The 25,898-nt window shown below is 63.3% G+C and carries 25 protein-coding genes and 2 pseudogenes; 12 read left to right on the top strand and 15 right to left on the bottom strand.

The window, feature by feature from the left end:
- The first annotated feature begins 120 nt into the window (after window positions 1-120).
- The 12 genes and pseudogenes from DM806_RS17225 to DM806_RS17280 all read left to right on the top strand — a co-directional run bounded on the left by DM806_RS17225 (window position 121) and on the right by DM806_RS17280 (window position 9,833).
- Complete coding sequence (locus tag DM806_RS17225; protein ID WP_179044406.1) at window positions 121-900, top strand: DNA -binding domain-containing protein; 780 nt, start codon at window positions 121-123, stop codon at window positions 898-900.
- Window positions 901-1,020: 120 nt separating this feature from the next.
- Window positions 1,021-1,287 carry a helix-turn-helix transcriptional regulator gene (locus DM806_RS17230; RefSeq protein ID WP_179044407.1) on the top strand — a complete coding sequence of 89 codons (267 nt, stop codon included), beginning with the start codon at window positions 1,021-1,023 and terminating at the stop codon, window positions 1,285-1,287.
- A gap of 5 nt (window positions 1,288-1,292) precedes the next feature.
- A complete protein-coding gene (locus DM806_RS17235; protein ID WP_179044439.1) occupies window positions 1,293-2,186 on the top strand; it encodes a replication initiator protein A in 894 nt (297 codons plus the stop codon).
- A 273-nt stretch (window positions 2,187-2,459) separates the two neighbouring features.
- Window positions 2,460-2,978 carry a DUF2840 domain-containing protein gene (locus DM806_RS17240; RefSeq protein ID WP_179044408.1) on the top strand — a complete coding sequence of 173 codons (519 nt, stop codon included), beginning with the start codon at window positions 2,460-2,462 and terminating at the stop codon, window positions 2,976-2,978.
- A pseudogene (locus tag DM806_RS17245) lies at window positions 2,972-4,306 on the top strand (TraG/VirB4 family ATPase); the annotation flags it as partial. The gene DM806_RS17240 and the pseudogene DM806_RS17245, both read left to right, overlap by 7 nt.
- Window positions 4,303-5,019, top strand: a complete 717-nt coding sequence (gene trbJ / locus DM806_RS17250; RefSeq protein WP_179044409.1) for a P-type conjugative transfer protein TrbJ — start codon at window positions 4,303-4,305, stop codon at window positions 5,017-5,019. The pseudogene DM806_RS17245 and the gene trbJ, both read left to right, overlap by 4 nt.
- A gap of 6 nt (window positions 5,020-5,025) precedes the next feature.
- Window positions 5,026-5,331 (top strand): putative entry exclusion protein TrbK-alt, encoded by a 306-nt coding sequence (gene trbK-alt, locus DM806_RS17255; RefSeq protein ID WP_179044410.1) that lies wholly within the window; start codon window positions 5,026-5,028, stop codon window positions 5,329-5,331.
- Entirely contained in the window at window positions 5,328-6,713 is a 1,386-nt protein-coding gene (trbL, locus tag DM806_RS17260) for a P-type conjugative transfer protein TrbL (protein ID WP_179044411.1), read from the top strand. The genes trbK-alt and trbL overlap by 4 nt, the downstream gene beginning before the upstream one ends.
- A gap of 3 nt (window positions 6,714-6,716) precedes the next feature.
- On the top strand, window positions 6,717-7,400 hold the full coding sequence (gene trbF / locus DM806_RS17265; protein WP_179044412.1) for a conjugal transfer protein TrbF: 684 nt from the start codon (window positions 6,717-6,719) through the stop codon (window positions 7,398-7,400).
- Window positions 7,397-8,413, top strand: a complete 1,017-nt coding sequence (gene trbG / locus DM806_RS17270) for a P-type conjugative transfer protein TrbG (RefSeq protein WP_179044413.1) — start codon at window positions 7,397-7,399, stop codon at window positions 8,411-8,413. Before trbF ends, trbG begins: the two co-directional genes overlap by 4 nt.
- A complete protein-coding gene (locus DM806_RS17275; RefSeq protein ID WP_179044414.1) occupies window positions 8,410-9,615 on the top strand; it encodes a TrbI/VirB10 family protein in 1,206 nt (401 codons plus the stop codon). Before trbG ends, DM806_RS17275 begins: the two co-directional genes overlap by 4 nt.
- Window positions 9,612-9,833 carry a DUF2274 domain-containing protein gene (locus DM806_RS17280; protein ID WP_179044415.1) on the top strand — a complete coding sequence of 74 codons (222 nt, stop codon included), beginning with the start codon at window positions 9,612-9,614 and terminating at the stop codon, window positions 9,831-9,833. The genes DM806_RS17275 and DM806_RS17280 overlap by 4 nt, the downstream gene beginning before the upstream one ends.
- A gap of 18 nt (window positions 9,834-9,851) precedes the next feature.
- Here DM806_RS17280 and DM806_RS17285 read toward each other — a convergent pair whose 3' ends face one another.
- The 15 genes and pseudogenes from DM806_RS17285 to istB form a co-directional block, all read right to left on the bottom strand.
- Window positions 9,852-10,160 carry a hypothetical protein gene (locus DM806_RS17285; protein ID WP_179044416.1) on the bottom strand — a complete coding sequence of 103 codons (309 nt, stop codon included), beginning with the start codon at window positions 10,158-10,160 and terminating at the stop codon, window positions 9,852-9,854.
- Window positions 10,157-11,104: a LysR family transcriptional regulator gene (locus tag DM806_RS17290; protein WP_179044417.1), complete on the bottom strand. Its 948-nt coding sequence runs from the start codon at window positions 11,102-11,104 to the stop codon at window positions 10,157-10,159. The genes DM806_RS17285 and DM806_RS17290 overlap by 4 nt, the downstream gene beginning before the upstream one ends.
- A gap of 32 nt (window positions 11,105-11,136) precedes the next feature.
- On the bottom strand, window positions 11,137-12,069 hold the full coding sequence (locus DM806_RS17295) for a 3-methyl-2-oxobutanoate hydroxymethyltransferase (protein ID WP_306294774.1): 933 nt from the start codon (window positions 12,067-12,069) through the stop codon (window positions 11,137-11,139).
- Window positions 11,978-13,687, bottom strand: a pseudogene (locus tag DM806_RS27330) (IucA/IucC family protein); the annotation flags it as partial. The pseudogene DM806_RS27330 and the gene DM806_RS17295, both read right to left, overlap by 92 nt.
- Window positions 13,688-13,721: 34 nt before the next feature.
- Window positions 13,722-14,177 carry a TonB-dependent receptor domain-containing protein gene (locus DM806_RS17305; RefSeq protein WP_372859598.1) on the bottom strand — a complete coding sequence of 152 codons (456 nt, stop codon included), beginning with the start codon at window positions 14,175-14,177 and terminating at the stop codon, window positions 13,722-13,724.
- Window positions 14,138-14,932 carry an alanine racemase gene (locus DM806_RS17310; RefSeq protein WP_179044419.1) on the bottom strand — a complete coding sequence of 265 codons (795 nt, stop codon included), beginning with the start codon at window positions 14,930-14,932 and terminating at the stop codon, window positions 14,138-14,140. Before DM806_RS17310 ends, DM806_RS17305 begins: the two co-directional genes overlap by 40 nt.
- On the bottom strand, window positions 14,929-16,629 hold the full coding sequence (locus DM806_RS17315; RefSeq protein ID WP_179044420.1) for an IucA/IucC family protein: 1,701 nt from the start codon (window positions 16,627-16,629) through the stop codon (window positions 14,929-14,931). Before DM806_RS17315 ends, DM806_RS17310 begins: the two co-directional genes overlap by 4 nt.
- A 148-nt stretch (window positions 16,630-16,777) precedes the next feature.
- Window positions 16,778-17,842 carry a PepSY-associated TM helix domain-containing protein gene (locus DM806_RS17320; protein WP_179044421.1) on the bottom strand — a complete coding sequence of 355 codons (1,065 nt, stop codon included), beginning with the start codon at window positions 17,840-17,842 and terminating at the stop codon, window positions 16,778-16,780.
- A 177-nt stretch (window positions 17,843-18,019) separates the two neighbouring features.
- Window positions 18,020-18,343: a helix-turn-helix domain-containing transcriptional regulator gene (locus DM806_RS17325; protein ID WP_150290023.1), complete on the bottom strand. Its 324-nt coding sequence runs from the start codon at window positions 18,341-18,343 to the stop codon at window positions 18,020-18,022.
- A gap of 4 nt (window positions 18,344-18,347) precedes the next feature.
- The gene (locus DM806_RS17330) at window positions 18,348-18,686 is read right to left on the bottom strand and encodes a type II toxin-antitoxin system RelE/ParE family toxin (protein WP_179044422.1); all 339 of its coding nucleotides are present in this window, start codon (window positions 18,684-18,686) and stop codon (window positions 18,348-18,350) included.
- Between the two features lie 49 nt (window positions 18,687-18,735).
- Window positions 18,736-20,004: a tyrosine-type recombinase/integrase gene (locus DM806_RS17335; RefSeq protein ID WP_179044440.1), complete on the bottom strand. Its 1,269-nt coding sequence runs from the start codon at window positions 20,002-20,004 to the stop codon at window positions 18,736-18,738.
- A gap of 545 nt (window positions 20,005-20,549) precedes the next feature.
- Window positions 20,550-21,740 carry a glycosyltransferase gene (locus DM806_RS17340; protein WP_179044423.1) on the bottom strand — a complete coding sequence of 397 codons (1,191 nt, stop codon included), beginning with the start codon at window positions 21,738-21,740 and terminating at the stop codon, window positions 20,550-20,552.
- Window positions 21,737-22,939 (bottom strand): glycosyltransferase family 4 protein, encoded by a 1,203-nt coding sequence (locus tag DM806_RS17345; RefSeq protein ID WP_179044424.1) that lies wholly within the window; start codon window positions 22,937-22,939, stop codon window positions 21,737-21,739. The genes DM806_RS17340 and DM806_RS17345 overlap by 4 nt, the downstream gene beginning before the upstream one ends.
- Entirely contained in the window at window positions 22,929-24,653 is a 1,725-nt protein-coding gene (locus DM806_RS17350) for a glycosyltransferase family 4 protein (protein WP_256869356.1), read from the bottom strand. Before DM806_RS17350 ends, DM806_RS17345 begins: the two co-directional genes overlap by 11 nt.
- Before the next feature lie 642 nt (window positions 24,654-25,295).
- Window positions 25,296-25,898 (bottom strand): IS21-like element helper ATPase IstB (istB, locus tag DM806_RS17355; protein ID WP_179041789.1); only part of this gene is annotated, 603 nt, incomplete at its 5' end.

A 25,898-nucleotide genomic window follows, 5' to 3' on the forward strand; every position in this document is an offset into this window, starting at 1 on the left:
CCTCGCCGAATGCTGGCTCCAACGCGCTATGGCTTGGTCCGGCTAGCGGGACTTCTCCAGGCTTGTGCAGCCGCGAACATTCTCCGGTGCGCTCGGTGGTAACCGGGTCAGGAGATCCGGATGCCGGTTGCGAAAGACTGGCGTGCCCCGGTGGATGAAACCGGGACTCACGCGCTTCAATATTCCGACATCGCCATTGGCTATCTCAGCCGCAATCCCCGGTATCGCGCAGACTATCGTCGTTCGCTCAGGCGGGTGGGCCGGAGTGAGGTCACCGCCGAGGAGGCGACCACCGCTCTCGTGAAACGCTGGGGGATCAGCTTCCACGCCACGCCATCCTCAGCTTTCGATCCAAAGCTGGTCGCGGCGCGACCGGACCTCTCACCCGATAATGTCATCCTGACGCCCGCGCCGCCGGACCTCGAGCCAGCGCAACCGCTCCGCATCGAAGCCCTGGGCTCCGTTCGGGCGCGAATGATGCTCGACGGTCGCCTCCATGTCATCCTCGCCGATGCCGATGGAGACGTGCACCTCTGGATACTGGACTCGCCAAACCGGCCTCTTGCGGTTTTACTGCCGTTCGGCGCTGATCTCGCCGTGCGCATGGCCGCGGCGGAACGCCTGCGTCGTCGCCTTCGCGGACTGGCGGCGGGCGTACCACCGCTCCGGCCACCGCCGTCCCGTCGTCGGCATCTTTTGACCCTGCTCCGAGTGCTCGATGGTCGGGATGCCGGTGCCAGCCGCAGGGAATTGGCAGCCGTGCTGATAGACGCGGCCGTGCGCGGTTTCAGTGCAGCCGAATGGGTCGAGAGCCGCGAGCGCAAACGGATCAGCCGTTGGCTCGCCGAGGCAGTCGGACTGCGAGATGGGGGATATAAGAACCTGCTGCGCGGGGCCTGAAGGGGACACGGACGTCCCCTCCCATCGTTGTCCCTTCTCCGCACCGGGGTCGGTTCGCCACCATGCCCTCCTGTCCGCCGGTCCCGTCTTCCGGGGCCGGCCCTCATCGGGAGAAGCATCATGGTCCAGCCAGTAGCCGCAATCACGCCACACTATCTCAAGACGCCCGACGCGGCGATCCACCTAGGCCTGTCAGCCCGGACGCTGGAGAAGCATCGCTGCTACGGCACCGGGCCGGTATTCCGCCGCCTCGGCGGCAGGGTCGTTTATGCGATCGATGATCTCGAAGCTTGGGCGGCGCTCGGTACGCGCCGCTCGACCTCCGATCCCGGTTCTGGCGTCGTCCATCCTGCAAAGCGCCTGCCGACTGATTGCGTCCGCCGTTGACCGACATGTCCCAAGGTCGTTTCCATACCGAGCGGTCCAGCGTCGAGCGGACTCAGCTTGAGCTGTTCCGCTCTATCCCAGGCGACTTCGCGGCGCGGGACACGCAGGATCTCATGACCTGGCCCTTCTTCAGCCTCGCGAAGACCAAGCGCACCGCTCCAATCGACTTCCGCATGGGCGCGACGTGGATTTCGGTCGAGCCGGTGCCGGAACATGGGATGGCAACCATTTGGGACGCCGATGTGCTTATCTGGGCTGCGAGCCAGCTTATCGAGGCGCGTGATGCCGGCCGACCGACCTCGCGCCTGATGGTCACGACACCGCACGAGATACTGGCATTTACCGGACGCGGCGCGGGCAAAGCGAGCTATGAGCGGCTCAAAGCCGCGCTCGACCGTCTGCAATCGACGACAGTCGCCACCTCGATCCGTCAGGAGCATCAGCGGCGGCGCCATCGCTTCTCATGGATCAACGAATGGCGCGAGCTGGCTGACGGCAATGGCCGCGCGCGGGGCATTGAACTGATCCTGCCGGACTGGTTCTATGCTGGTGTGGTCGATCGGGCGCTCGTGCTGACGATCGATCCGGCCTATTTCGATCTTACCGGAGGTCTCGAACGCTGGCTCTACCGCGTCGTACGCAAGCATGGCGGACGGCAGAGCGGCGGATGGAGCTTCGACATTCCGCACCTCTATATGAAGTCCGGCGTGCTGTCGCCGCTTCGGCGCTTCGCATTCGAGTTGCGCGCCATCGTGCAGCGCCAGTCGCTTCCTGGTTACGTCCTCTCGCTCGAACAGGCGCTCGGCCGCGAGCGGCTCATCTTCACGCCGGTGCCCGTCGATCCGTTCGATGCTGCCATGCGCCGCGTCGGCCTCAAGCCAGTGAATAACCGGCCATGAGATTCGGACTATCGGGAACAGCCGGATTCGGACTTCCGGGAACGCGAAACACGGACTTTCGGGAACACCTGATCTCCGAAAACCCGCACAAATCCGCGCAGAATCGTTCGCCTTCTAACTATGCTAATAGAAAAGAATACTTCGTATTCTTTCTAACGCAGCCGTTCGCTGTGGATTGCGCGCGCTGTCCAGCACTCAGACGAGCTTGCCGCTCCGGATGTCGAACCCGCGCTTCGCTGCGCCAGTCCGACGCGGCTTTCCAGGAGACCATCCATGACTGATCAGACGCCACCCGGCGTTCGGGCCGATGCGCCCTACGCGTTTCCCCACGATAATCTTACCCATGTCGAACTGACGTGGATCGAACAGAAGCTGGAGCATTGGATACGCTTCGGCCGCGTCGCGCGGGACCGCATCATTACACGCCGTACACGCGTCGTGAGCTTCCGGCCCGGCGCAATCTTCGCCTTTGTGCGGTGGGCGTCCAATGATTTCGGTACGATCACCTCGCGCATCGACGTGGTGCGCGCGGTCGCTCCCGGCGAACCCTACACGACACTGCCTTTCGTGCGGCCGGGCGGAGAAATCCTTCTCAGGATCGAGGGATGGCCGAAGGTGCGTGAAGTGCTTGCTGCAATCGACGTTACCGAAGCGGCCAGCGTCGATCCCTGCGATGCCGCGCCCGATCACTGGCGGCACGTCAACAACCGTATTGCCGCCGGACAGTCACCCCGCGCTTACACGATGGAGCGCCATCGTGCCTGGTTACGGCGCCGGGAGATCGAGGGATGAACGCGATCGAGGCATGGTTGGGAAGTCTCCCCGGCCACACCTACGCCAATGTCCGGCAACCCCCGATTTCCACCATCAATCTCGCCCACCTGATCCCCCTGTCAGTGGTATGGGCGGGGCCGGAACGGGACGAGCATTTCGGTGCGCCCCCCTTGCTCTATGGCAAGACCGAAGGCTCGACCCCGTTCCGGTTTTCCCTTCACGTCGGCGATGTCGGTCACACGCTGGTCGTCGGCCCGACCGGCGCCGGCAAGTCCGTGTTGCTCGCGCTGATGGCGATGCAGTTCCGCCGCTACGAGAACGCGCAGGTCTTCGCCTTCGACTTCGGCGGCAGCATCCGCGCCGCCGCGATCGGCATGGGCGGCGACTGGCAGGATTTCGGCGGGATGCTCGCCGACGAGGCCGGCGACGGCGTGCAGCTCCAGCCGCTTGCCCGCATCGACGATCCGGCAGAACGCGCCTGGGCGGCCGAATGGCTGGCGGCGATCCTCGCGTCCGAAGGCGTTGCGGTCGATCCGCAGGCCAAGGAGCATCTGTGGTCGGCGCTCGGGTCGCTGGCGTCCGCGCCGATCGGCGAGCGCACGCTGACCGGACTTTCCGTGCTGTTGCAGAGCCAGCAGCTCAAGCAGGCACTGGCCTCCTACTGCATTGGCGGGCCTTGGGGCCGGCTGCTCGACGCCGAGGCCGAGCGTCTCGGCGAAGCTGACGTGCAAGCCTTTGAGACTGAGGGCCTGGTCGGGACCGGCGCGGCCGCAGCCGTCCTGTCCTACCTTTTTCATCGTATCGAGGGCCGGCTGAACGGCTCGCCGACGCTCATCATTATCGACGAGGGCTGGTTGGTCCTCGACAGTCCCGACTTCGCTGCGCAGCTCCGCGAGTGGCTGAAGACGCTGCGCAAGAAGAACGCCAGCGTTGTCTTCGCCACGCAGAGCCTCGCGGACATCGAGACCAGCAGCATCGCGCCCGCCATCATCGAGAGCTGTCCGACGCGCATCTTCCTGCCGAACGAGCGCGCCGCCGAGCCGCAGATCGCAGCGATCTACGAGCGGTTCGGCCTCAACGCCCGGCAGATCGAAATCCTCAGCCGGGCGACGCCGAAGCGCGACTATTACTGCCAGTCGCGGCGCGGCAACCGGCTGTTCGAGCTGGGGCTCGGCGAGGTCGCGCTGGCCTTCGCCGCCGCGTCGTCGAAGTCCGACCAGCTCCGCATCGCCGAGATTACCGACACCCACGGCCAAGCCGGGTTCGCGGCCGAGTGGCTGCGCCATCGCGGCTGCGCCTGGGCGATCGAACTTCTTCCCTCCAGCCAGCAGGAGTTACCGCTATGACAAAGATGAGTCTCCGCCGCGCCATCCTGGCTGGCGTTCTCGCCAGCACGGTCGCCATGCCGATCCTCGCGCCGATGCCGGCCTACGCGCAGTTCGGCGGGATCGTCTATGATCCGACCAACTATGCGCAGAACGTACTGACGGCCGCGCGGTCGCTTCAGCAGATCAACAACCAGATTCAGCAAATCCAGAACCAGGCGACGAGCCTCATCAACGAGGCGAAGAATCTCGCCTCGCTGCCGTTCAACCAGCTCCAGCAGCTTCAGCAGCAGGTCCAGCGCACCCAGCAGCTTCTCGGCGAGGCGCAGCGCATCGCCTACGATGTTCAGAGCGTCCAGCAGGCGTTCAACGGCCGCTACAAGGGCGCCGCGCTCACCGGCTCCCACGCGCAGATGGTCGCCAACGCCAACGCGCGTTGGGAGGATAGCGTCGGTGCGTTCGAGGACGCGCTGCGCGTGCAGGCCGGCGTTGTCGGCAACATCGACGGCACGCGCACCACGATGGACGGCCTGGTCTCGGCCAGCCAGTCCGCGACCGGGGCGCTCCAGGCCGCGCAGGCGGGCAATCAGCTTCTCGCCCTGCAATCGCAGCAGCTCGCGGACCTGACGGCTGCGGTCGCGGCTCAGGGCCGCGCGCAGGTCCTGCAATCCGCCCGTGAGGCGGCCGAGGAGGCCGAAGGCCGCGAGCGCTTCCGCCGCTTCATGGGCAACTGATCGCCCATGTCGCGGACGGCGAAGATCGCGGGCGTGGCGGTTCTGGCCGGCTTGATGATGACGGTGGCGATCGTCGCCGTCGTCAGACCCGAGGAGCCCGCGCCCGCACCGCCGCTCGTCCTGCCGGCGGAAGAGGGCCAGGACCGGCTCGCCCGCGAGCTGGATCGCTGCGCCACCCTGACCATGCCGGACTCGGGCTGCGAAGCCGCCTGGGCCGAAAACCGCCGACGCTTCTTCCGCCAGGGCGCGCCCACCCCCGACACCGAGCGCGATGATGGCTTGTCGTCGTCCGCCGAAGGCGCCGCACCATGAACGACACGTCCGTCATCGACACCTTCCTGGGCGTCTTCACCAATTACATCGACAGCGGGTTCGGCCTGCTCGGCGGCGAGGTGGCGTTCCTCTCGACCACGCTGATCGCCATCGACGTGACGCTCGCCGGCCTGTTCTGGGCGTGGGGCGCCGACGAGGACGTGCTTCAGCGCCTCGTCAAGAAGACACTCTTCATCGGCACCTTCGCCTTCATCATCGGCAACTTCTCCAACCTCGCCAACATCGTGTTCCAGTCCTTCGCCGGCCTCGGTCTTCAGGCGAGCGGCGGAGCGATGTCGATCGCCGATTTCATGAAGCCCGGCATGATCGCGGCGAAGGGCCTCGAAGCCGGCAAGCCGCTGATGGATGCGGCGGGCCAGTTCTCCAACCTCTGGGCCGTGTTCTCGAACCTCGCGCTCATCCTCGTGCTGCTGCTCGCCTGGGTGATCGTCGTGCTCGCCTTCTTCATCATCGCGGTGCAGGTCTTCATCACGCTGATCGAGTTCAAGCTGGTGACGCTCGCCGGCTTCATCCTGCTGCCCTTCGCTTTCTTCAACAAGACCGCCTTCATGGCCGAGCGTGTCCTGGGTCATGTCGTCTCGACCGGCATCAAGGTGCTGGTCCTCGCCGTCATCACCGGCATCGGCACTACGCTGTTCAGCCAGTTCACCGGCGCGAACCTCGGCGTAGCGCCCGACATCAATCAGGTCATGGCGATAGCGCTCGCCGCGCTGTCGCTGCTGGGCCTCGCCATCTTCGGCCCCGGAATCGCCAACGGTATCGTCTCGGGCGGGCCGCAGCTCGGAGCGGGCGCCGGGGCCGGGACGGCGCTCGCCGCAGGCGGCGCGCTGATCGGCGGCGCCGCCGCAGCCCGGCTCGGCGTGGGCGCGGCCGGTTCCGCCATTGGCGCCGTTGGCCGGATGACCGGCGCTGCCGCGCGTGGCGGAGCGCAGGCCGCAGGCGGAGCCGCCAGCGCCTACAGCCTCGGCTCCCTCGGCAAGAGCGGCGCAGGCGCCGTGGCCGGGGGCATGTCCGCGGTCGGCCAGGCGGCGGCGGGAAGCGCGGCCAGCGCCGTGCTCTCGCCCTTGCGCAAGACGACCGCCAAGGGCGGCGCAGCGATGAAGGCCAGCTTCCGCTCGGGCGCTCGCGCCGGCTTCACCGCCGGCGGCGGCACGATCACCGGCGGGCCGGCGGACCCGGCTTCGACGGCGAGCGCCGCAGCCGCTTCCCCGGCCGCCAGCGGAGCCGGCGCACCCGCCTGGGCGGCCGCGATGAAGCGCCGCCAGTCCGTGAGCCACGGCGCGACCGTCCTCGCCCACACGATGAAGGCCGGCGACAGCCACGGCGGCGGAGCCGGTCCCGACATCAAAGAGAAGGACTGATTCATGTTCAGACGCCCCACCATCCGCTATAGCCAGACGCCCGAACCCACGACGCCTTACCGGCGCGCCGCCCAGGTGTGGGATGACCGCATCGGCTCCGCGCGCGTCCAGGCGAAGAATTGGCGGCTCGCCTTTTTCGGCGCGCTGGCGCTCTCGGGCGGGTTGGCCGGCGGTCTCGTCTGGCAATCGGCACGCGGCCATATCGTCCCCTGGGTCGTTCAGGTCGATCGGCTGGGCGAAGCGCAGGCAGTTGCGCCGGCCGAGGCCGACTACCGTCCGACCGATCCGCAGGTCGCATTCCATCTCGCCCGCTTCATCGAACAGGTCCGCGCGATCCCGGCCGATCCGGTGATCGTCCGGCAGAACTGGCTCAGGGCTTACGACTTCACGACCGACAAGGGCGCGCTGGCGCTCAATGATTATGCGCGTGCCAACGACCCGTTCACGCAGGTCGGCAAGGTTCAGGTCGCGGTGGATGTGTCGAGCGTGATCCGTGCCTCGCCCGACAGCTTCCGCGTCGCCTGGACCGAACGCCGCTATCAGGACGGCAGCCTCGCCGCCACCGAACGCTGGTCGGCGATCCTCACCGTCGTCGTCCAGCCCCCGCGCACGCCCGACGCTCTGCGCAAGAATCCGCTCGGCGTCTTCGTCAACGCCCTCAACTGGTCAAAGGAGCTGTCGCAATGACACGCATGTCCCCCCGTCATGCCGCCTGCGCGGCAATGCTGCTTTCCGCAACCGCGCTTGCCGGCTGCACTACCACATCGGCGAAGCCGCCGGCCATCGCCTATGACGATCCTCCGGTGGAGATTGCGGCGACACCAGCCGCGGAACCGTCTCGTGCAGTCGAGGTGGTGACGATCCCCGAGCCGCTGCCGCTCCCCGGCCAGTTGAAGGCGCTGGCGCAAAGCGCAGCGCCGCCCGAGCCCGCCGATCCCCGCCGCCGCGTCGGCGCCGCCAATACGGCGGCCCGCGTGCAGCCTGCCCGCGACGGCTTCCTCAACGCCATCCAGCAATATCCGTGGACCGACGGCGCGCTCTATCAGGTCTATGCCGCGCCTGGCCAAGTGACGGACATCGCGCTTCAGGAGGGCGAGCAGCTCGTGGGGCCAGGGCCGGTCGCGGCCGGCGACACCGTGCGCTGGCTTATCGGCGATACGATCAGCGGCAGCGGCCCGACCGCGCGCGTGCATATCTTGGCGAAGCCCACACGACCCGACATCGCCACCAACCTCGTCATCAACACCGATCGGCGAACCTACCATCTGGAGCTGCGCGCGACGCCTTCGACCTATATGGCGTCGGTCTCCTGGACCTATCCGCAGGACCAGCTCATCGCGCTGCGCAGCGCCAATGCCGCAGCGGCTTCGACCGCGCCTGTGGCATCCGGCATCGACGTGTCCGCGCTCAATTTTCGCTACCGGATCGAAGGCGACCGCGCGCCGTGGAAACCGCTGCGCGCCTTCGACGACGGCCGCCAGGTCTTCATCGAGTTTCCGGCCGAGATCTCGCAGGGCGAGATGCCGCCGTTGTTCGTAACCGGCGCGGCCGGCGACGCCGAGCTGGTCAATTATCGCGTGCAGGGCCGCTACATGGTGGTGCACCGGCTGTTCGCCGCCGCCGAGCTGCGCCTGGGCGACCGGCGTAGCGAGCAGCGCGTCCGCATCGTGCGCGACGACGCGCGCAGGGGGCGGCCGTGAGCGATCCAGTTGAACCGTCCGCCGCCGCGCCGGCTGCGCCGCGCTCCGATCCCCAAGCCTTCCAGCTCAGGGGCGACCCACCGCGCGTCATGCGCCTGTCGCGCAAGGCGCTCGCCGTCATGGGCGTCGCCGCCGGCCTCGGCATCGGCGGCTCACTGATCTATGCGCTCAAGCCGGCCGCCGAGCGGGAAGCCAAGGAACTCTACAACACCGAGAGCCGCGCGACGGCCGAGACCATCACCTCGGGGCCGCGAGACTATGCGCAGGCGCCCAAGCTCGGCCCGCCGCTTCCCGGCGATCTCGGCGGCCCGATCGTCTCTGCCCAGCAGCGCGGCGAGAATGTGCCTGTGCCGCCGGTCGGCGCACAGCCAGGCCAGCCCGATCCGCGCACCCAGGCCGCGGAGACGGCTCGCCAGCGCATCGGCCAAGAGCGCGATGCCGCCCGCATGAGCGGCGTTTTCCTCGGCGGCAACGCCGGAATGGCGCCCGCTCCATCGCCGGTCCTAGCCGACCAGGCCGCACAGCCGCCACAGCAGGCGAACGCGGCGCAGGGCGATCAGGCCGCAAAGCGCGCATTCATGGCGCAGGCGTCGAACCAGCGCACGGCGAGCGTCGAGCGGCTGACCGCGCCAGCATCGCCCAACATCGTGCAGGCCGGCAGCATCGTGCCCGCAGCGCTCATCACCGGCATCCGTTCCGACCTTCCCGGCCAGATCACCGCGCAGGTTACGCAGAACGTCTATGACACCCCCACCGGCCGTATCCTGCTCATTCCGCAGGGCGCACGGCTGATCGGCGAATATGACAGCGAGATCGCCGCTGGGCAGACGCGCGTGCTGCTCGCCTGGGATCGGCTCATCATGCCGGACGGCCGCTCGATCGTTCTCGAGCGCCAGCCCGGCGCTGACGGAGCCGGCTCCGCGGGCCTACAGGACCGCGTGAATCAGCATTGGGGCAATCTGCTGAAAGCCGCCGCCGTCTCGACGCTGCTCGGCCTCGGTGCCGAACTGGGCGCGGACAGCGAGGACGACCTGACCCGCGCGCTGCGGCGAGGCTCGCAGGACACCATCAATCAGACCGGCCAGCAGATCGTGCGGAGGCAATTGAACGTGCAGCCGACGCTCACCATCCGGCCGGGGCATCCGCTGCGCGTGGTTATTACGCGCGACCTTGTATTGGAGCCGGTTGGAGGCACACGATGAGCAAATTGAAGCTGGGGCCGCTGGCCGACGATCGGCCGGTCAAGCTTTCCGTGGAGCTACCCGCAGCGGTCCATCGGAATCTCGTCGCCTATGCTGCGGCGCTCGCCGCCGAGACCGGGGCGACGGCGGTGCCGCCCGAGAAGCTGATAGCGCCCATGCTTATCCGGTTCATGGAAACCGACAGGGCCTTTCGCCGGCACCGCGCGCAGGGGAATTGAAGGCGTGTTCCCTTGCCGTCAGTTGCCCATGAACTTCTTGAAACGCTCCCGGCCTTCAGCTTCGGTCACGGCTTGCTTCGCGTTGGCGCACTCGTCGCCGCGCGCCGTTCCTTGAGCGCATTGCGCCACAACCTGCCGCGCTTCATCGAGATGCGCTGCGAAATATTGCGTTCCGCGTGGCGCGGGCGGTGCCTGGGCAGAAGGGAGCGGACCCGCGGCAGCCGCCGTTTGACCGACCGGAGCGATTACGGGACGCAACGCGAAGCCAGCCCCAAACCCGAGGGTCAGCGTGACCAGCACGATGATGAGCGTCCTGCCTCGCGTCATGACGGTTCCTTTCCCGATTGCTCTGTCAATGGTTGCGGCCCCGGCATAGGTGGCAACGAATAGCGGACGGCCACGAAATCGAGGAAGCGCTGCAGCACGGCGTTCTCATTATCCTCTCGCCAATAGCCCGAGAATCCGACCCGCATATGCCCGTTGGTCTCGTGGACCTCGCGGAACGCCACTCCAGGCACCTGGATACCAAGCGCGGATTCCACGACGATTGAGAGGCGCCCGCCGAGTGCAATAGCGCTGAGTACCGTGTCGCGCCCGATATCATCCATGTCAATCTCCGGCGCGTAGCCGGGCATGCCGAGCTTGCCCAAGAGCATATTACGCGTCTCCGGGCCAGGATCTCGTTCGGTCAGCAGGAAGCGTTCGCCGGTCAGGTCGGTCCAGTGGATGCGTTCGCGCTCGGTTAGCGGATGACTTTCTGGCATCGCTACCAGGATGCGCTCGCTCCATAACGGCCGACTTGTGAGGCCCGGGTAGGGTGCCTCGCCGATCATGATCGCGATGTCGAGCAGGCCGCTTTCGATTCCCGCCAACAGCATCTCGCGGTCCCGCTCGAATGCGCGCAGTTTCACCTCCGGATAGCGCTCGTCGAACTCGCTGAGGGTCGCGTGCAGGTTGCCGGCAGAGCAAGAGGTGTAGAAGCCTATTGCCAGCCTGCCGACATGACCGTTTTGCGTGGCGCGCACCCAAGCGTTCAGTTCCTCGAATTCTCGCACGATGCGTCGCGCCGTCCGCAGATAAGTATCTCCGTTGTGAGTCAGCGTCGCGCCGCGCGTACCGCGATCGAACAGGGCCATGCCCAGTCGTTTTTCGACCTCGATGATGTGTCGGCTGAGTGTCGCCTGCTTGATGTTCATACTGCGCGCCGCCCGGCTGAAGCTGCCAGCTTCGGCCGCTGCGATCAGATAGCGAAGCTGGCGCAATTCGATCATGGCTGTTCAGCAGGCCTCTGATCGAAGAGCTATCAATCTGCCCAAGGATCAGACGAGGCCAGCGCCACAACATCGTCGATAGAGAGTAAAGTTGGCGGAGACAGTGGAAATTCGCCCGCGGCCGTGAGGGATAGCAAGGCGCCGATATGCTCTGCGATGGCAATGGCAGAATAGGCCATAGGAAACGCATCGACGGTCTCCCGCGCGGTGGGTGGGAAATAGCGTGCGCGGAAGCCGGGCTTGAACACTGAATCCCAGATATTGAGCGATTGCCCCCCGGTTTCCGACTTCCCGCTGAAGATGGCATAGCTCGGCAAGGCTTCGGGTCGATCGACAAGCGCGCGATGCACGAACTCGTCGACCTTCTCCAGAACGATGCTCTCGGCCCCCGCGTCTCGAACCTGCCGGGCCGAAGCGAACAGTGCATACGCGCCGTCCAGTGATCCGCCGACCCGGCCGCCATCGCCTCCCTGTGGGGTGTAGCCCAAATGGGCCATGACCCGGAAACCTTCCCGCGTCAGCCGCTCGACTATGGCAATGACCGCTTCCGAATGAACCTCCAGCTTGACGACGTCGGCGCCGGCACGGCGCATTCGGTCGGCGCTGCGGATCGCAACCTCACCATTGATGACCGATCCGTCCGGCATGTCGCCGACGATATAGGGAGCTTCGTAGGGAAAAAGCTGTTTTGCCCGATGCGCAACCTCTTTGACCAATCCGGCCATGATATCGAGGAACAGGGCCTGCTCGCCCTTCGCCAGGCGGGTGCTGTCCCGCCCCAGGTGCGTCATCAGGTAGGAATCCGAGACCATCAGGCAATCGAGCCGAATAGGCCTTGTTGACGTCGGCAGCGCCGATCGCCTCGCGCGTTTCCAGCGTTGCGGCGCGCAGGAGATATTTGATCGGGAAATGGCGCGCGTCCAGCAGCGCGCCGCGCAGTGGCCCGGACACGATGCCTTCGTCATCCAGCCGGTCGAGTTGCCGCTCGACGGACGCGCGCAACAGGCTTCGATAGACGCCTGGCCTGCCCAGATGACGGCCTAGCCCTTCGATGACGGCGCCCAGATTGAGCTGGATCGTGATGGTGATCAGCATCTGCGCGATGGCCGCTGTGTCGGTTTGGGTGATACGCGAATCTTGCAGCCTTCCGATCCAGGCGTCCGCCGCGGGAAAAGCCACAAGCAGGGCGGAAGCATCGATCCGGGGGGAGTCGTTATCTTTGAGCAGCAGGCGCAAGCCACCCTCGCCCCGACTGAAGAGCAGCACGGAGTTCTGCTGATTGGCCTCGAGTTCGATGCCGTAATGCGCCGCCAGGCGAAGATGGACGCTCAGGAGCAGGTCACAAAACTCGCTGAGGAACCGCTCAACGTCGTCCCCATAATACCGATCTGCCAGATGCAGCGCGTAGGGACGGCCATCAGGCATCGGCGCCATCAAGGCCGCGACCGGCACCGGCTCGCAGCCGTCGAGCCCTTCGGGATAGCGGCGGACGATGTAGGCGAGGAATCGCTCCCCGGCGTGATGCGCCCCGCCGCTTTCGTCGGTGAGAAGAAGCTTTGCCCGGAGCGCCGCGTCATCGGCCCGTATCGCCTCCAACAGCGAATGGACGACATGGCCGTCGTTGATCGTGACCGGCTTGATCGCGCGCAAGTTGAGGCGGCCGAGCGTGCTGATCGCCAGCGGCAGCTTGATATGGAGGCCGGGTTCCTCGACGACCGCCACGGCCCGCACCGAGAGCGTGGGCGCGACTTCGAGATAGTCCCGTGGCGCCATGTAGGCGCGATCGGTCAACCCTGCCTTGGCCAGGATCTCGTCCATTCTCTCGCCGCGCATGAACGGATGGACGGGCAGGAGCGCGTGCGTCTGCTCCAGCGCTGGATCGAGCCCCACATCGGCGAACGACGGCCAACTGGCAGGCACTTCACCTTGCACGGACAGACCGTCCCTGGGGAGGGCGAGCCAGGCTAGGCGGAACGACTGCTGATATTCCGGACCATAAGCGATGAGATCGTCGGCGGCAAAACCGTGCTTCGCCCGCGCTGTAGGATAGAATGGATGATCGATGAAGGATGCCAACCTGTCGTTGGCAAGCATCTGCTTGTGCCATTCGGGATGGGCGGCCAGGCGTGCGGCGGCAGGCGGGGCGGTATCGCGGGCCGCGTCGCAGATGGCGCCCTGTTCGATCGCGGCCTGGCATTCGTCGAGAAAGGCAGAAACATTGCCGCTGTCCTCACCTTCGAGCCCGGCCTTCATGATCTCGAGGAACTCAGTGACGCTGTCGACGAGGCGCGCGCCTTGCCGCGCTACATGAACGAACGGCGGTGCGCAGACACGCCACGTCTGCATGAACCCGTCAGGCTCGACCGGTATGAAAAGCGTGCCGCCATCCGCGGCCTCATAGGCGAGATAGTGATCCGTGGGTGCGATCAGCCTGTCGAAGGGCGCTCTCTCGGCTAGAATGACCGTCCCGTGCACGATTTCCCGATAGTTTTCGCGCACGAGGCAATCTGCCACGCGCCTCAGGATATAGCGGCTGTGATCGCGGACCGATGGCGCAGGTTTGACAGCGGTGGCGATGTTCATCGTTATTCTCCTGAGGACGGGTGGCTGGAAGCGGCTAGTCGATCGCGTATCGCAGCGTGAACATCACGGACCGCGGAGCGCCTGGCATGTTGAGGTTCCCCACGGTGCCATGAGCCGACACAATGTAGTCGCGGTCGAAGATGTTGCGGATGTTGAGTTGCGCCTTGAACTTGCCCAGACGCGCCCACGCCATGGCGTCAGCGGTCACATATTCGGGTAGAACGACGGTGTTCGCGAGGTTGGCCTGACGATCGCCGACATAGTTGACGCCGCCGCCAAGGCCGAAGCGGTCTCCGAAGTTCCGCATCAGCCAGAAGCTTGCGCTGTGGGTCGGCGTCAGGGTGGGCCGGTTGCCCTGAATGGGAACACCGGAATCCAGCGCCGGCGATTTGGTGATGCGGGCATCGAGGTAGGCATAGCTGGCGATGGCCTGCCATCCTTCCGCCAGTTCTAGCTGCGCCGCTGCTTCGATACCGCGCGTGCGCTGCACGCCCACCGGCACGACCCTGAGCAGAACCGCCAGTCCGGATCGCCATAGTCGACACCCCAGCCACCGCCGAGATTGACGATCCGCAAGTCCAGACCATGCTCGTTCGCCCAGGACCGGGCGAGATCGAGTTCCATCGCGCAGAGCGCGGCATGTCCGGCAGCATCACGATTGTTCGAGACCGTGTGGAAATGGAATCCCTCGAACCGCAGTGCCGGACAATGCGCCAGCAGCTTCAGGGCGTCGGGGATATCGGATTGCGCGATGCCGAACTGGGTTGCCGCTCCCCCCATGGTGAGGGTTGCTCCCGGCACTGGGCCGGCAAAGTTCACACGCAGCAATATGGGCAGGACCGCACCCGCCTGTGCCGCAACGGCGTTCGCGAGGCGCAACGTGTGCAGGCTTTCCACATGGAGCCGTTCGACACCCTGCGCCAGGATCAACTCGATATCCTCGCGCGTGCGCGCGGGTCCGCCCATGATGATCCGGACTCCGGCGCCGACCGCATCTCGCACTTTCAGGATTTCGCCCGATGAGGCGACCTCGAATCCGGCAACGTGCGGCGCGAGCGTTCGCAATATCCGGGGGTCGTTGTTGGCCTTGACGGCATAGAACAGTTCCGCCCGGGGCGGCAGCGACCTCACCACTTCCAGCACGTGCCGCCGCAGCGCATCGAGATCGTGCAGGAAGGCGCAGGTCGGCCGTTCGCTGTCCACCACGGCGACGACTTGCGCGGCGCTTGGCTTCAACAGCGTCATGATAGCGCCACCGTCGATTGCTGCAGTGCATATCCATCCCGCAGCGCAGGTCGGAGGGGATTGGGTATCTCGACATAATCGGGCCGTTCCCCGCGACCGGCGAAACAACTCGTGAAATTCGCTTTGGCAGGCAGGGTTTCCGCTTCGAGAAGCCAGGCGACGAGGCTGGCGGTGGGGCTGTCCTCGGCGGCGGTGGACAATGCCTCGGCAATGGAGCGCCAGAGGTCGCCTTCCGGCGCATCAGCCAGAAGAGAGACTGCCGCGACTACATGGTTCAACTGATTGCTGATCAGGTAGTAGACTAGGCGCTGGCGCGCTTCCTCGGCGAGGAAGAATACCGATGGATTGAGTTCGAGCCCCGGCGCGATGCGTTCGAAGCGCTCGCGATCTATGCTGACCCCTTCCAGGTCGCGCACGATCAGGCGGGCTGGAGTTCCCCGGTCCAACTCCAGAAGGCTGTTTTGGCTGTGCGCTTCGAGGCTGACGCCTGTTCTGGCGAACAGGCGCAGCGGCGGGAGTATGGCCGTCTGGACGTAAGCGCGTAGCCAGGCTTGCGCCGCAGCGAGACCGGAAAAGCCGCAGCCCATGGTCTCTAGCATCGGCCGGCCATCGTTCGGCGATGGTTCGAGCAGGCCAGCCAGTACAAATGCTTCTCGCCGAGGCGCATCGCGCAGGACGACGGCCGTAATTGCTTCGAGGCCGGGACGATCGATCCAGACAGCGCCGGGCTCATCGAGCACGTCGAGGCCGCAGGCGGCAACCTGTTTCGCAATCGCCGCAAGCGCCTGCTCTGCCGCCATGCTTCGGGCGATCTGGTCGCGCGGGTTGGTGCGCGCGAAATTGGTGATCCGGGCCGCAATCGGGAGCTTGAGGAACATATTGGCGCTGGGTGCGAACACGGTGCGGACCGATGATGTCGGCTGCATCGTCGCGCCGGTGGGCAGGGTGAGGATCGCGCGTCCCCGCGCGACGAGATCAGCGAATGATGGATCGGTTTCGAGGCGCGCGGCCTGCCAGGGGTGGCTCGGAATCAGAAGGCGGCCGCTGATCGCGTTTTCCGGCAGGCCGGAAAGATCGGCGAGGATGCGGCGTACACGCTCCTGGGCCTGCCTGTCGCGCCACAGCGCCGCCCCGACATCGGTCTCGGCGATGATCCAGCGCAACTGGAAACCACGGGCGCGCTCCGGCGCATAACAGTCAATATCGTCCGCCGAAAAGCCATCTATGCTCTTGGCAAATGGATGGAATGGATGCCCGTGCCATAGGCTCTGCTCCAGTCCCATGGGGGAACAATCGATGGGACGCGCCGCGCAGGCCAGAGCGTGCTCCTCTGCGCCCTTGAGCGCTTTGATGAGGCGCTCCTTGATCGCCGGCGAGATAGAGCCATTTTCCTCTGTGAGCGCATCCGCCATCAGGCTTGCGATGAGAATAGGGTCATCCGTCGCCGTTGCGGACCCATCGGCTTGTTCGATCAATACGGGCAGCCGCCAACGATGAAAGCCCCCCGGCGATGCCCGCAGGCACGAGGCGCGCAACCTGTTCGCACCCACGTTCAAGGTGCAGGCTTCACCCTCGACCGGCACGGATTCGGTCATGCGTTCCCGCAGCCATGTATTGAGCAGGCGCTCCATCGCGATACCGGCGCGGATGGCGGCGGCATCTTCGACTGTTCTCTCCACAGGCAGGGGCATCGTCATCAGACGGGTCTCTCGATGGGGGTGAAGAAAGGAAGGCGGCGGCCCGCGCATGCAGGCCGGCGACGAGGCGTCGCCCTAGAAGAGGGGCAAGGCCTTGGCGAATCGAGACTGCGCGCCGTGGGTGCCTCCGAAGAGTGAGCGCGCTTCTTCAGCCGGAGCCCCGAGCCGACGCAATGCGCCGGCACCAGAAAACCCACACCGCGAACGTTCCCAACAGCGCCAGGGATAGCCCGGACAGCGTCATCACGAACCGGTAGAGAAAACCTCCAACCTTTGCCGCGTGAAGCGGATAGAGAAGATTGTATCCACGCACCGCAGGCGACAGATTCTTGGCGTCGCGTGCAGCGACAAATGCGCCGCTGTCCGCAGCGAACCACAATGTCGTGCGCCCGTTTGGCAGCCATTCTTCGGGATTGCGCATGCGCAGGGTGATTAGACCGTTGCCGCGACGCGGCAGAGAGAGGCTGCGAACCTCGGCTTCCGGAAAGCGCTGTCGCCCCATTTCGATCATCGCCGACCAGTTTAACCGCTTGGCGATCTTTCCCGTGTGTGGCGGTGGTTCGGCCAGCGAACGGTCGATTTGCGCGGGAGCGCCAGGCCCGAAGAGCAACGCTGCCATTGGCCGGAATACCAGTACCGCTCCGGTGACGAGCGATAGAACCAACAGCGGCGTGATGACGATGCCGAGATCGCGGTGATGCCGCAGGATCGCCGGCCGGGTCATGCGCGCCGGCCACAGGCGGAATGAGAACGTCTTGCGTGTCCGCAACCATAGAAGCACGCCAGTGACTACGAAGAACAGGCCGCAGATGGCAACGACGCCAATGATGATTTCCCCCCTATCACCGGCGAAGAGATGATGATGGAAGTCGAATAGCCAGATCTCCGGCCGTTCCCACTGGCTGGTCCATCGCGTTACGAGCGCGCCGCTCTGATCGACATAGGCGCCCGCGCCGCCCTTGTAGGTCAGCCGATCCAGTCCAAAATCCTTGGTTGCGAAGAGGATTGATTCGGGCCGGGTTGCCGGATCATCCATGATCCGCTGCGTGAGTTCAGCCAGATGCGCAGTGCCTTGAATTTGCGCGTCGGTTGCATGGGGGAGCATCACCCACGCATCCTTGTGAACGAGGATTGCACCGGACAGGCCAAGCATCGCCAACAGCAGGCCAACGAGACCTCCAGTCCAGCGATGCAATGTATCGATAAGCGTCATCAGAAGTGAATGCGATCTGCGGGTGAAGCGGCTTTGCGGGCCTTTGCCGCTTAGCGCCCGAGCGAAGTACCGAAAATATCCTGCTTGTGCAAATCATTATCAAAATGATTCAGTGCTTGCCGTTGCACGGTCGGAAAAGCCCAGCCAACTACATTATCCGGCTTCAGCAAGCCGGCGTCATGCAGCCTCCACCGCGTGGGCTTCAAAAGCGACGCCCAATCGCTTGCGTACCGCACCGAAAATCGCGGCGAGATTGTCCATGCTCGGGTTGCCCTTCTCCGACAGCATCCGGTGCAGGCTCTTGCTCGGGCGGTTGGTCTCGGTCGCCAGTTCCTCGAAGCCGACCGAGGCATTGACGAGATCGCGCAGGATCAGCCGCGCCACGTGCGGCTCCCCATTGAGGAACGCGGTCGCGGCTTCATCGAGCATGGCCTTGGCGAAGGCGGGATCGCGCGCAGCGCGTTCCTTCACCGTCTCCTTAAAATCGCGGGTCAGCACCATCTTGTCACTTCCTGTCTTTCCTGGCCGCCGCCTTGCGGACCTTGTATTCGCTCAGCAGCACGCCGGCCCGTTCGATGTCGGACTGCTGCCGCTTCTTGGTTCCGCCCACGAACAGAATAATGAGTTCATCTCCATCCTGGGCGAGATAGAGCCGATAGCCCGGCCCCCAATCGATCCGGTATTCCCCGAGCCCGCCACCGATCCATTTGACGTTCGACAAATTGCCCAGTTCCATCCGGACGATGGCAGTCGCCACCTTGGCCGAAGCCTGGGAATCGAGATCGTCGAACCATGATCGGAACGGGCTTGAGCCGTCCTCGCGAATATACTCCTGAACGATCAACTCATCGCCTTTCAAGTAACATATACGTTACCAAATGTCCAGTGGGAGATCAGGCGACCAGACGCAGCCGATCGAGCTTGGCCGCTCCCTCAGCGAGCAGCCGAGCAATCTCGTCCGATGTGCGCCGGACGGCGAGTTTCAAGGCTTCGTCGATATGGATGTAGTCCTGCGTCACATTCTGCGATGCATGGCCCAGCATTGCCCGGATCGTCAGTTCCGAGAATCCGAGTTCGCCGGCGATGCTGCCAAAGGTATGCCGCAAGGTATGGGGCGTGACACCGGCAAGGCTGGCGAGCTGGCAGACCCGTTTGAGGCAGGCGCTGACCGCCGTGTACGGACCATCTGCCGCCGTCGATGGAAACACGTGTGGATTGCCTGCGATCTCCGCTTGCGCGACGACGACCTTGATCGCTTCCGGCCCGATCGCGCGAATCTGCGCATCGCCCTTGGTATCGGGGAAGGCGACGAAGCCGCCCATCGGATTTACCCAGCTCCGCTGCATCGCTTGCGCCTCCTCGCGGCGATAGCCAGTGAGGAGAAGCGTGCGGATAACGGCGAGCGCGGTAGGATTTTCGCCATTGTGCTCGGCATAGGCCATCGCCTTGCCCAGCGCCTCGATCTCGGCAACGCTAAGGCGCCGCGTTCTTTTCTTTCCCGCCAGCTTCTTCGCACCCTTGGTCGGGTGCTCGGCGAGAAGCCCTTTGTGCTTGGCATGTCCGAGGATCGCCTGGAGGGTGCCCACGCAGCGCGCCGCCACGCCAGGTCCGCCGGTGGCCTTGCCGCCGCGGCCTCCCGTCCGCGCCTTCTCGGTCTTCCCGTTCATGACATCGGTTTGCATCGCTTCGACATCGGCAATTGTCAGATGGCGGGCGATCCGCTTGCCGAGCAGCGGCTTGATGTGCGTCCTGATCCGGCTTTCGTCCATGTCGAGTGATGACGCCTTGATCGGACGGTTCTTGCGTCCGAGGATACGGCCGGCTCGTGCTTCGGTCAGATACCAGTCGCACAGTTCGTTGACATTCATCTCATTGCGAGCGCGGCGCGCCTCTTCCGCCGGGTCTTCGCCAGCGGCAACCGTACCAAGCTTGATCTTGGCGAGGTCGCGCGCTTGATCGACCGTGATGACGCCGAAGCGCCCAAGATTGATCCGGCGCTTGATCCCCTCCGAGTTTCGATACTGGGCAATGAACGTCTTGAGCCCCGAGGGGAGTACGCGAACACCGAAGCCGCGAATCTCATTGTCCCAGAGGACAATCTGTCCCTCGACAGGTGGCGCGAGCGCATCTACGGCGCGCTTGTTCAGCTTGGCAGTCGGCATCGCCACCTCCATTTGGAGACAAAGATTTCCCAGAAGGGTTTTGTCTCCATATTGTCTCCAAAAATCGCCGTTTCGTAGCGAATTGGAGGGTAAGGCGTCGCAGGATTAAATCAATATCTATTTGAAATATAGTAGAAAATAGTACAGTCGGAAACTGTGGCGTAGGCGGATGTCGAAGTTGCCAAGGTTGGGGTCGAGGGTTCGAATCCCTTCGCCCGCTCCAGTTTTCCGGAAAGCCGCCAGATCTTTCCCCTTGCGGGGCACGATTTTCCGATATGCGCCCTTCCTCCGACGGAGCCACCACAGCCCTTGCCGGGTCGCAGAACTGGCCCTGAGGTCCGTTCCGCCGAAAGTTGCGCGCCGCCACGACCATCCTCCGGACCATGAAGGCGCGCTCGGCCGCTGTTCGAGCGAGGGGCTTGAGCGCACCCCATATGGCATTCAAGTCAACGGATCAAGCGGTTGCCGGCGGGCCAGCCAATCCATTCACATCGCGGATCATCAAGCCAAAGCTGCAGCCGTTTCGCCTTGATCGCGCGGCCTCGTCACGGCTTCAGTTGCCCGATCGCCTCGACGGCCTTTGCCAGCAGGTGCGGCCAATGGAATTGGGAACGCAATTCGAAATCCGTGCCTCCATCATAGCGAGGGCTATCGAGAACCGATCGCACCGCCGACCGAAAGCTGTCCGGATCGTCTGCGATGCGGACATGCGGCAACGAGACAGCCTGTTCGAACCCGCGGAAGGCCTTCGACGTGCCGACGATGGGGCAGCCCGACTCCAGGGCTTCGGCGGTCTTCAGATTCGACCCCTCGCCTTGGGTAATCGGCAGCAACACGACATGGCTGGCACTGATCACCGCCTGCAATTCCCTTTGCTCCATTCGCCCAAGCAGCCGGATACGGCTCCTGTTGACCATCTCGAAAGGCTTGATGCCAGGCATGTTCAACAGGATATCGCTGACCCCACCCGCGATCAGCATCGGCTCTTCAGGTCGCAGAAAAGTCAGCCCGGGAGCCAGCATGTCCCAGAAGCCTTGGGCATTGGGGGGATGGGCACTGCTGACGAAAATCGGATAGGACTGACCGATATAATTGCGCCATTGCTCTACCCGCCCGGCCGAACAACTGAACCGCTCGACGCCATTGCCCGCGACGATCGCAGGCCGACTGTCCGGCAAGGCCTGCCGATAGAATGCCGCGTCCGCCTCTGTGCATGCGATCACCAGATCCGCTTCTGCCACCGCATCGAACTCCAGATCGCGGATGGCATCGACCAGTTTACGCACCTGCTCATCGGGAAGCCGTTCGGCCTTGAGAACGGCCTCTTTGAGCCGGAATTCCACATTTTGCGAAGAATAAACGCAGGAGACGCCCGGTCGGGTCGATGCAAGTTTCCGCGCCGCACCCATCATCCAGGGCTGTTCGCTGATTATGACATCGGGCGCGAATTCGTCGGCCACCTTATCCAATCTGGCAAATGCCTCGCTATCCTGCACGGCGAACAGGCCACTCAGATAGTCCGACAGATTTTGCTGGTCCTCCCGCCACAGGCTGGATTCCAAACCGAAAGGAATATCGTCAGCGGAGTCCGCACCATAATAACGATCCACGAAAACGGCGACGCATTTAACCTTATGTCCCGCGTCCCGCAACGCGGCGGCGATGTTCGAGCTGCGAATCTGGCCGCCATGCTGAGGCTTGCCCGTCGGATAGCTTGTGAGCTGGAGTATGTTCATACATTGTCCAACATGGTTGCACAGAAATCATCGCCGAATTGCTGCCAGGTCCGCTTGAACTTCTCGGCATCCAGGCTCCGCTCAAGCCCTTTGCGGTAAGCCTCGTCGTCCAGAAGTCGCGTAATTTCTTTCTTCCACCCGGGGAAATCCAGCGGATGGTAGCTTGGCATAAGCCCATGCGTGGCCTCTACCAGAGCACCGGCATTCGAGATGACGCAGACCTTGCCCAGCGCGCATGCCTCGGTCGCCGCAAGGCCCCACCCTTCGAAATAGCTGGGGAAGACGGCAAAGGCGGCATTCGCGTAAAGCTGCATCAGCAACCTGTCGCTCAGCCCCTCCTTGATCAGAATCTTGCCCGCCGCGGTCACGTTCATTTGGCGCGCCATGTGGATCAGCTCGTCGCTGCCCCATCCTCGCATGCCCACGATGAGCAGCCGTGGGCAACGCTCTCCGCGCTCCTCATATAGCTCGCGCCAGAGGTCGAGCAGCAGTTGATGATTCTTCCTTGGTTCGATCGTGCTGACATAGATGACAAACGGGCCATCCTCGGCGATATTTTCAAATTCCGCGCGTTCATACTCGCACTCCAGGGGAGGAGGCGTTTCCGCAAGGGGGGCTGCCAGGGGAACGACCTTCACGGGCGGCACATCCTGCTCCAGGCCGGCATCGTCCCAGAAATCGCGCAGACTCTGCGCAGAGGTCTCCGATATCGCAAAGACGGATTTGGCCAACCGCGCCACGGCCCGATAATGATGATCGAATTGGCTGAAGAATTCCGGCCCGGGCGTGAACTCCGGAAACAGAAGCGGAATGAGATCATAGCAAGCCGGGATCAGCACTCGGTCGGCCCCATAGAGCCGCTCGACCCGATCGGGAATGTTGAAGGACCAATCGCTGCCCATCGATATGAACAGATCATCCCTCTTTGGCGTGAAGGACGACAGATATCGGTGAACCGTCGCCGCCTTTCGATCGGGATCCGTGCTCAATACCCAGTCGTCGGACATGATGTCCGAAAAACAGCCGTCGCCAACGGTAGTCCAGCGATCGTGAATCCTGTCCAGATAGGCGGGTATGATGCGATCGGGGAAGTGACGCAGCATCGCCTTGATGATTTCGCGCTCAACCCGCACGATCCCGACGGGACGCCTGCACCAATCGGCGGATGTCGTGATATTGATGACAATTCTACCGGACATAGGAAATATCCGCCTCTATATTTTCACAGAACTGCTTGCCAAAATCATCCCATGACATGGATTCATATTCTTCGGCTATTTTCGATTCCAAATCTTTACGATATGGAACATCATCGATCAGCTTTTCGATTTCTTTTTTCCAGCCGATAAAATCGAGAGGGTGATAGGCCGGCATCAACTGCTGCGTGACTTCAGGCAAAGCGCTGTTGTCAGCAACGATGCAGACGCGGCCCGATGCCATGGATTCGCTGGCAGCCAGCCCCCAGCCTTCATAGAGGCTGGGGAAGACGGTGAAGGCGCAATTATGATATAAATGCGCCAGCAGGTTGTCGCTGACATTCTTGAGCAAGTTGACCTTCCCGCCGGTAAAGACCGGCATGCGCGGTATGCGGTTCAGAAGGTCGTGACTGCCCCAACCGGCCATGCCGACCAGCACGAACTGAGGACAATCTTCCCCCCGTTCGCGCCAAAGATCACGCCAGATATCGAGGATGAGGCGATGATTTTTACGCGGCTCCACGGAACTGACATAAAGGACATATTCGCCCTTCCTGAAAACCTCGCCCAGCACATTCTGCTCTGCGGCCGTGAGCATCGGCAGCGCGCCCGAGGCATAGCTGGCCAGCGGAACGGTGAAAATATCGGGCAACTCGCATTCCAGCTTCGCGTCCGCCCAGAAGCGCTCAAGATCCCTTTTACTCGCTTTGGAATTGGCCCATATTTTAAAGGCCCCATGTCCCATCGCGACCAGATGCTGCTTGAATTCCTGCGGCAGACTTTCCCTCACCATGAATTCGGGGAACCGCGCAGGCACGGTGTCATGGCAAGCCAGGATCGCCTTGACCGAATGGCGGCCGAGATAGGCCATGACGTCCGGCGTCGGCGCATGATCCCAATCGAGACCTACGGAGATATAGGTGTCGCCCGCCTCGGGCGTGAGTGGCTGGAGCGTCGCCGGGACGAAGGAGGCAAGGCCGCTTCCACCGTCTTGCCAACGATCAGACAGGATCAGACGAACCTGATATCGCTCCAGTCGCCGGAAACTCCTGGATGCACCATCCCATAAAATGAAGTCGACATTTTTGTAACGCAGCAGATATCGCGCCAACTCGCGTTCGACCCGAACGATCCCAACCGCATGGATGCGCCAGTGATTGCTCGTCGACAGGTTGAAGATATATCGATCCCCACGACCCAGAATCTCCGAACATGCGTCTTGACCTTCACCATCAAGCCGATACTCGATTTGAGAAATCTGGCTGGCGATACGCGCCAGTTGCTCATGGATGCGCTGGAAATCAGAATATTTCGAGTGAAGATCAGCGGAACCATCGGCAGGGTGGGAAGCAACGCCAATCGTCGATAAAGCATAGCCATCCGAATGGCGGGCATCATGGCGAACGGCACCTTTCGCGAGCGCCGGAAAAATATTCCTGAGCCCCCAGAAGCTTTTGCGATGTGCTTCCCGAACCGCCAGATCCATGGCCCGCCAATGCGGATGCCGCTTCGCCTCATCAGAATTAAGCAAATCAAACACAACCCGAAACGGGCCGCGCCTATCAATAATTCTCATATAATGATCGATACCGACCTCATCGGCTTCACGAAGCAATATAGACCTATAAGCTTGCCCGATAAAATCTTTGCCGACCAAATTAAAAATATTATTAATGAATGAGACTTTATCAAATTGCGGCGGATAAGGCTCGGTCATTATTTCACCTTATACTTTCTGTATTTTCCGACGGCTTTTTAATATTTAAATTATACGAGCTGATAGCAGGAGATACCGTGAGCAGCAAGGCGAATATACCCCGCTTTGCTGGTGGTTTGATGACAGATGGATATATCTGAACCATCTGTTTTCATTCAAATCCAATAATATAGAGATAGGTTCCAGACCCCCGGGCACAGCCATCCGGACCGCGGCGAACTTGCCTGGGATTGAAGCAGGACGCCAACCGTTCTCGGCACAGGGAACGCAGGTCGATGCCCGTCTGTAGATCGTCTTGAATCTCATGCGTAACGAAGGATGAGGACGATGACGGCAACATCATGGCGAAGCGCGTTTTCGGACTTTGAGGGCGCGCTCAAAGTTCTCGGCCAGAAGGTAATGGCGTCAGGACCGGGCGCCGCGCGGGTTCACGAGCAGATAGAACCCGTAAGATGTCGCCGACCTTGAAAGGCTTCGCGCGGAGCCTGATTTTACAGATGGCAGCTCGACAAGCATGACGTTGATTTTCCCGGTTCCGATACCGAGAAAACTACCGCTCACGCATCTGGGTGGCAAGGCACAGGCCCGGACGAGGGTGGACGAGATGTCAACGGGCACCGAAGATTCCTCAAAAGTGGGCATCTAAAATTCCCTAGTTTGGCGGGAGGGTTTATGCCGGTGATCAGCCGTGATGGGATCGGGCTTTTCCTTCGTTGGCGGGCGGCCGCGCCGTTTGGGCAAGGGCGACGGGTTGATGGGCGGTGTAGCGCGCGCATGTTCAGGCAGCAGGTCGGCGTGCTGTCGCATGCGATAGCTGGAGCCCTCGATCTGGATGACCACAGCGTGGTGAAGAAGGCGGTCGAGCAGCGCGGTGGCGACCACCGGATCGCCAAAGACATCGCTCCATTCGGCGAAGCCGCGGTTGGATGTAAGGATCATGGCGCCCTTTTCGTATCGGGCGTTGACGAGCTGGAAGAACAGGTTGCCGCCGCCAGGCGTAACGGGGAGATACCCGATCTCATCGACGACGAGGAGGGAAGAGCGGCACAGGAAGCGGATCCTTTCGCGCAAGGTGCCCTCACGTTCGGCCTTGGCCAGCGAAGCGATCAGATCGGCGAGCGGGATGAAGTAGACGCTCTTGCCCGCCTTGACGGTCTCGACTGCGAGGGCGGTAGCGATGTGGCTCTTCCCGGTGCCCGGAGGCCCCAGAAGATGCACGACCTCGGCCCGGTTGATGAAGTCAAG

This window comes from Sphingobium lactosutens (assembly GCF_013393185.1).
In the GTDB taxonomy this organism is placed as follows: domain Bacteria; phylum Pseudomonadota; class Alphaproteobacteria; order Sphingomonadales; family Sphingomonadaceae; genus Sphingobium; species Sphingobium lactosutens_A.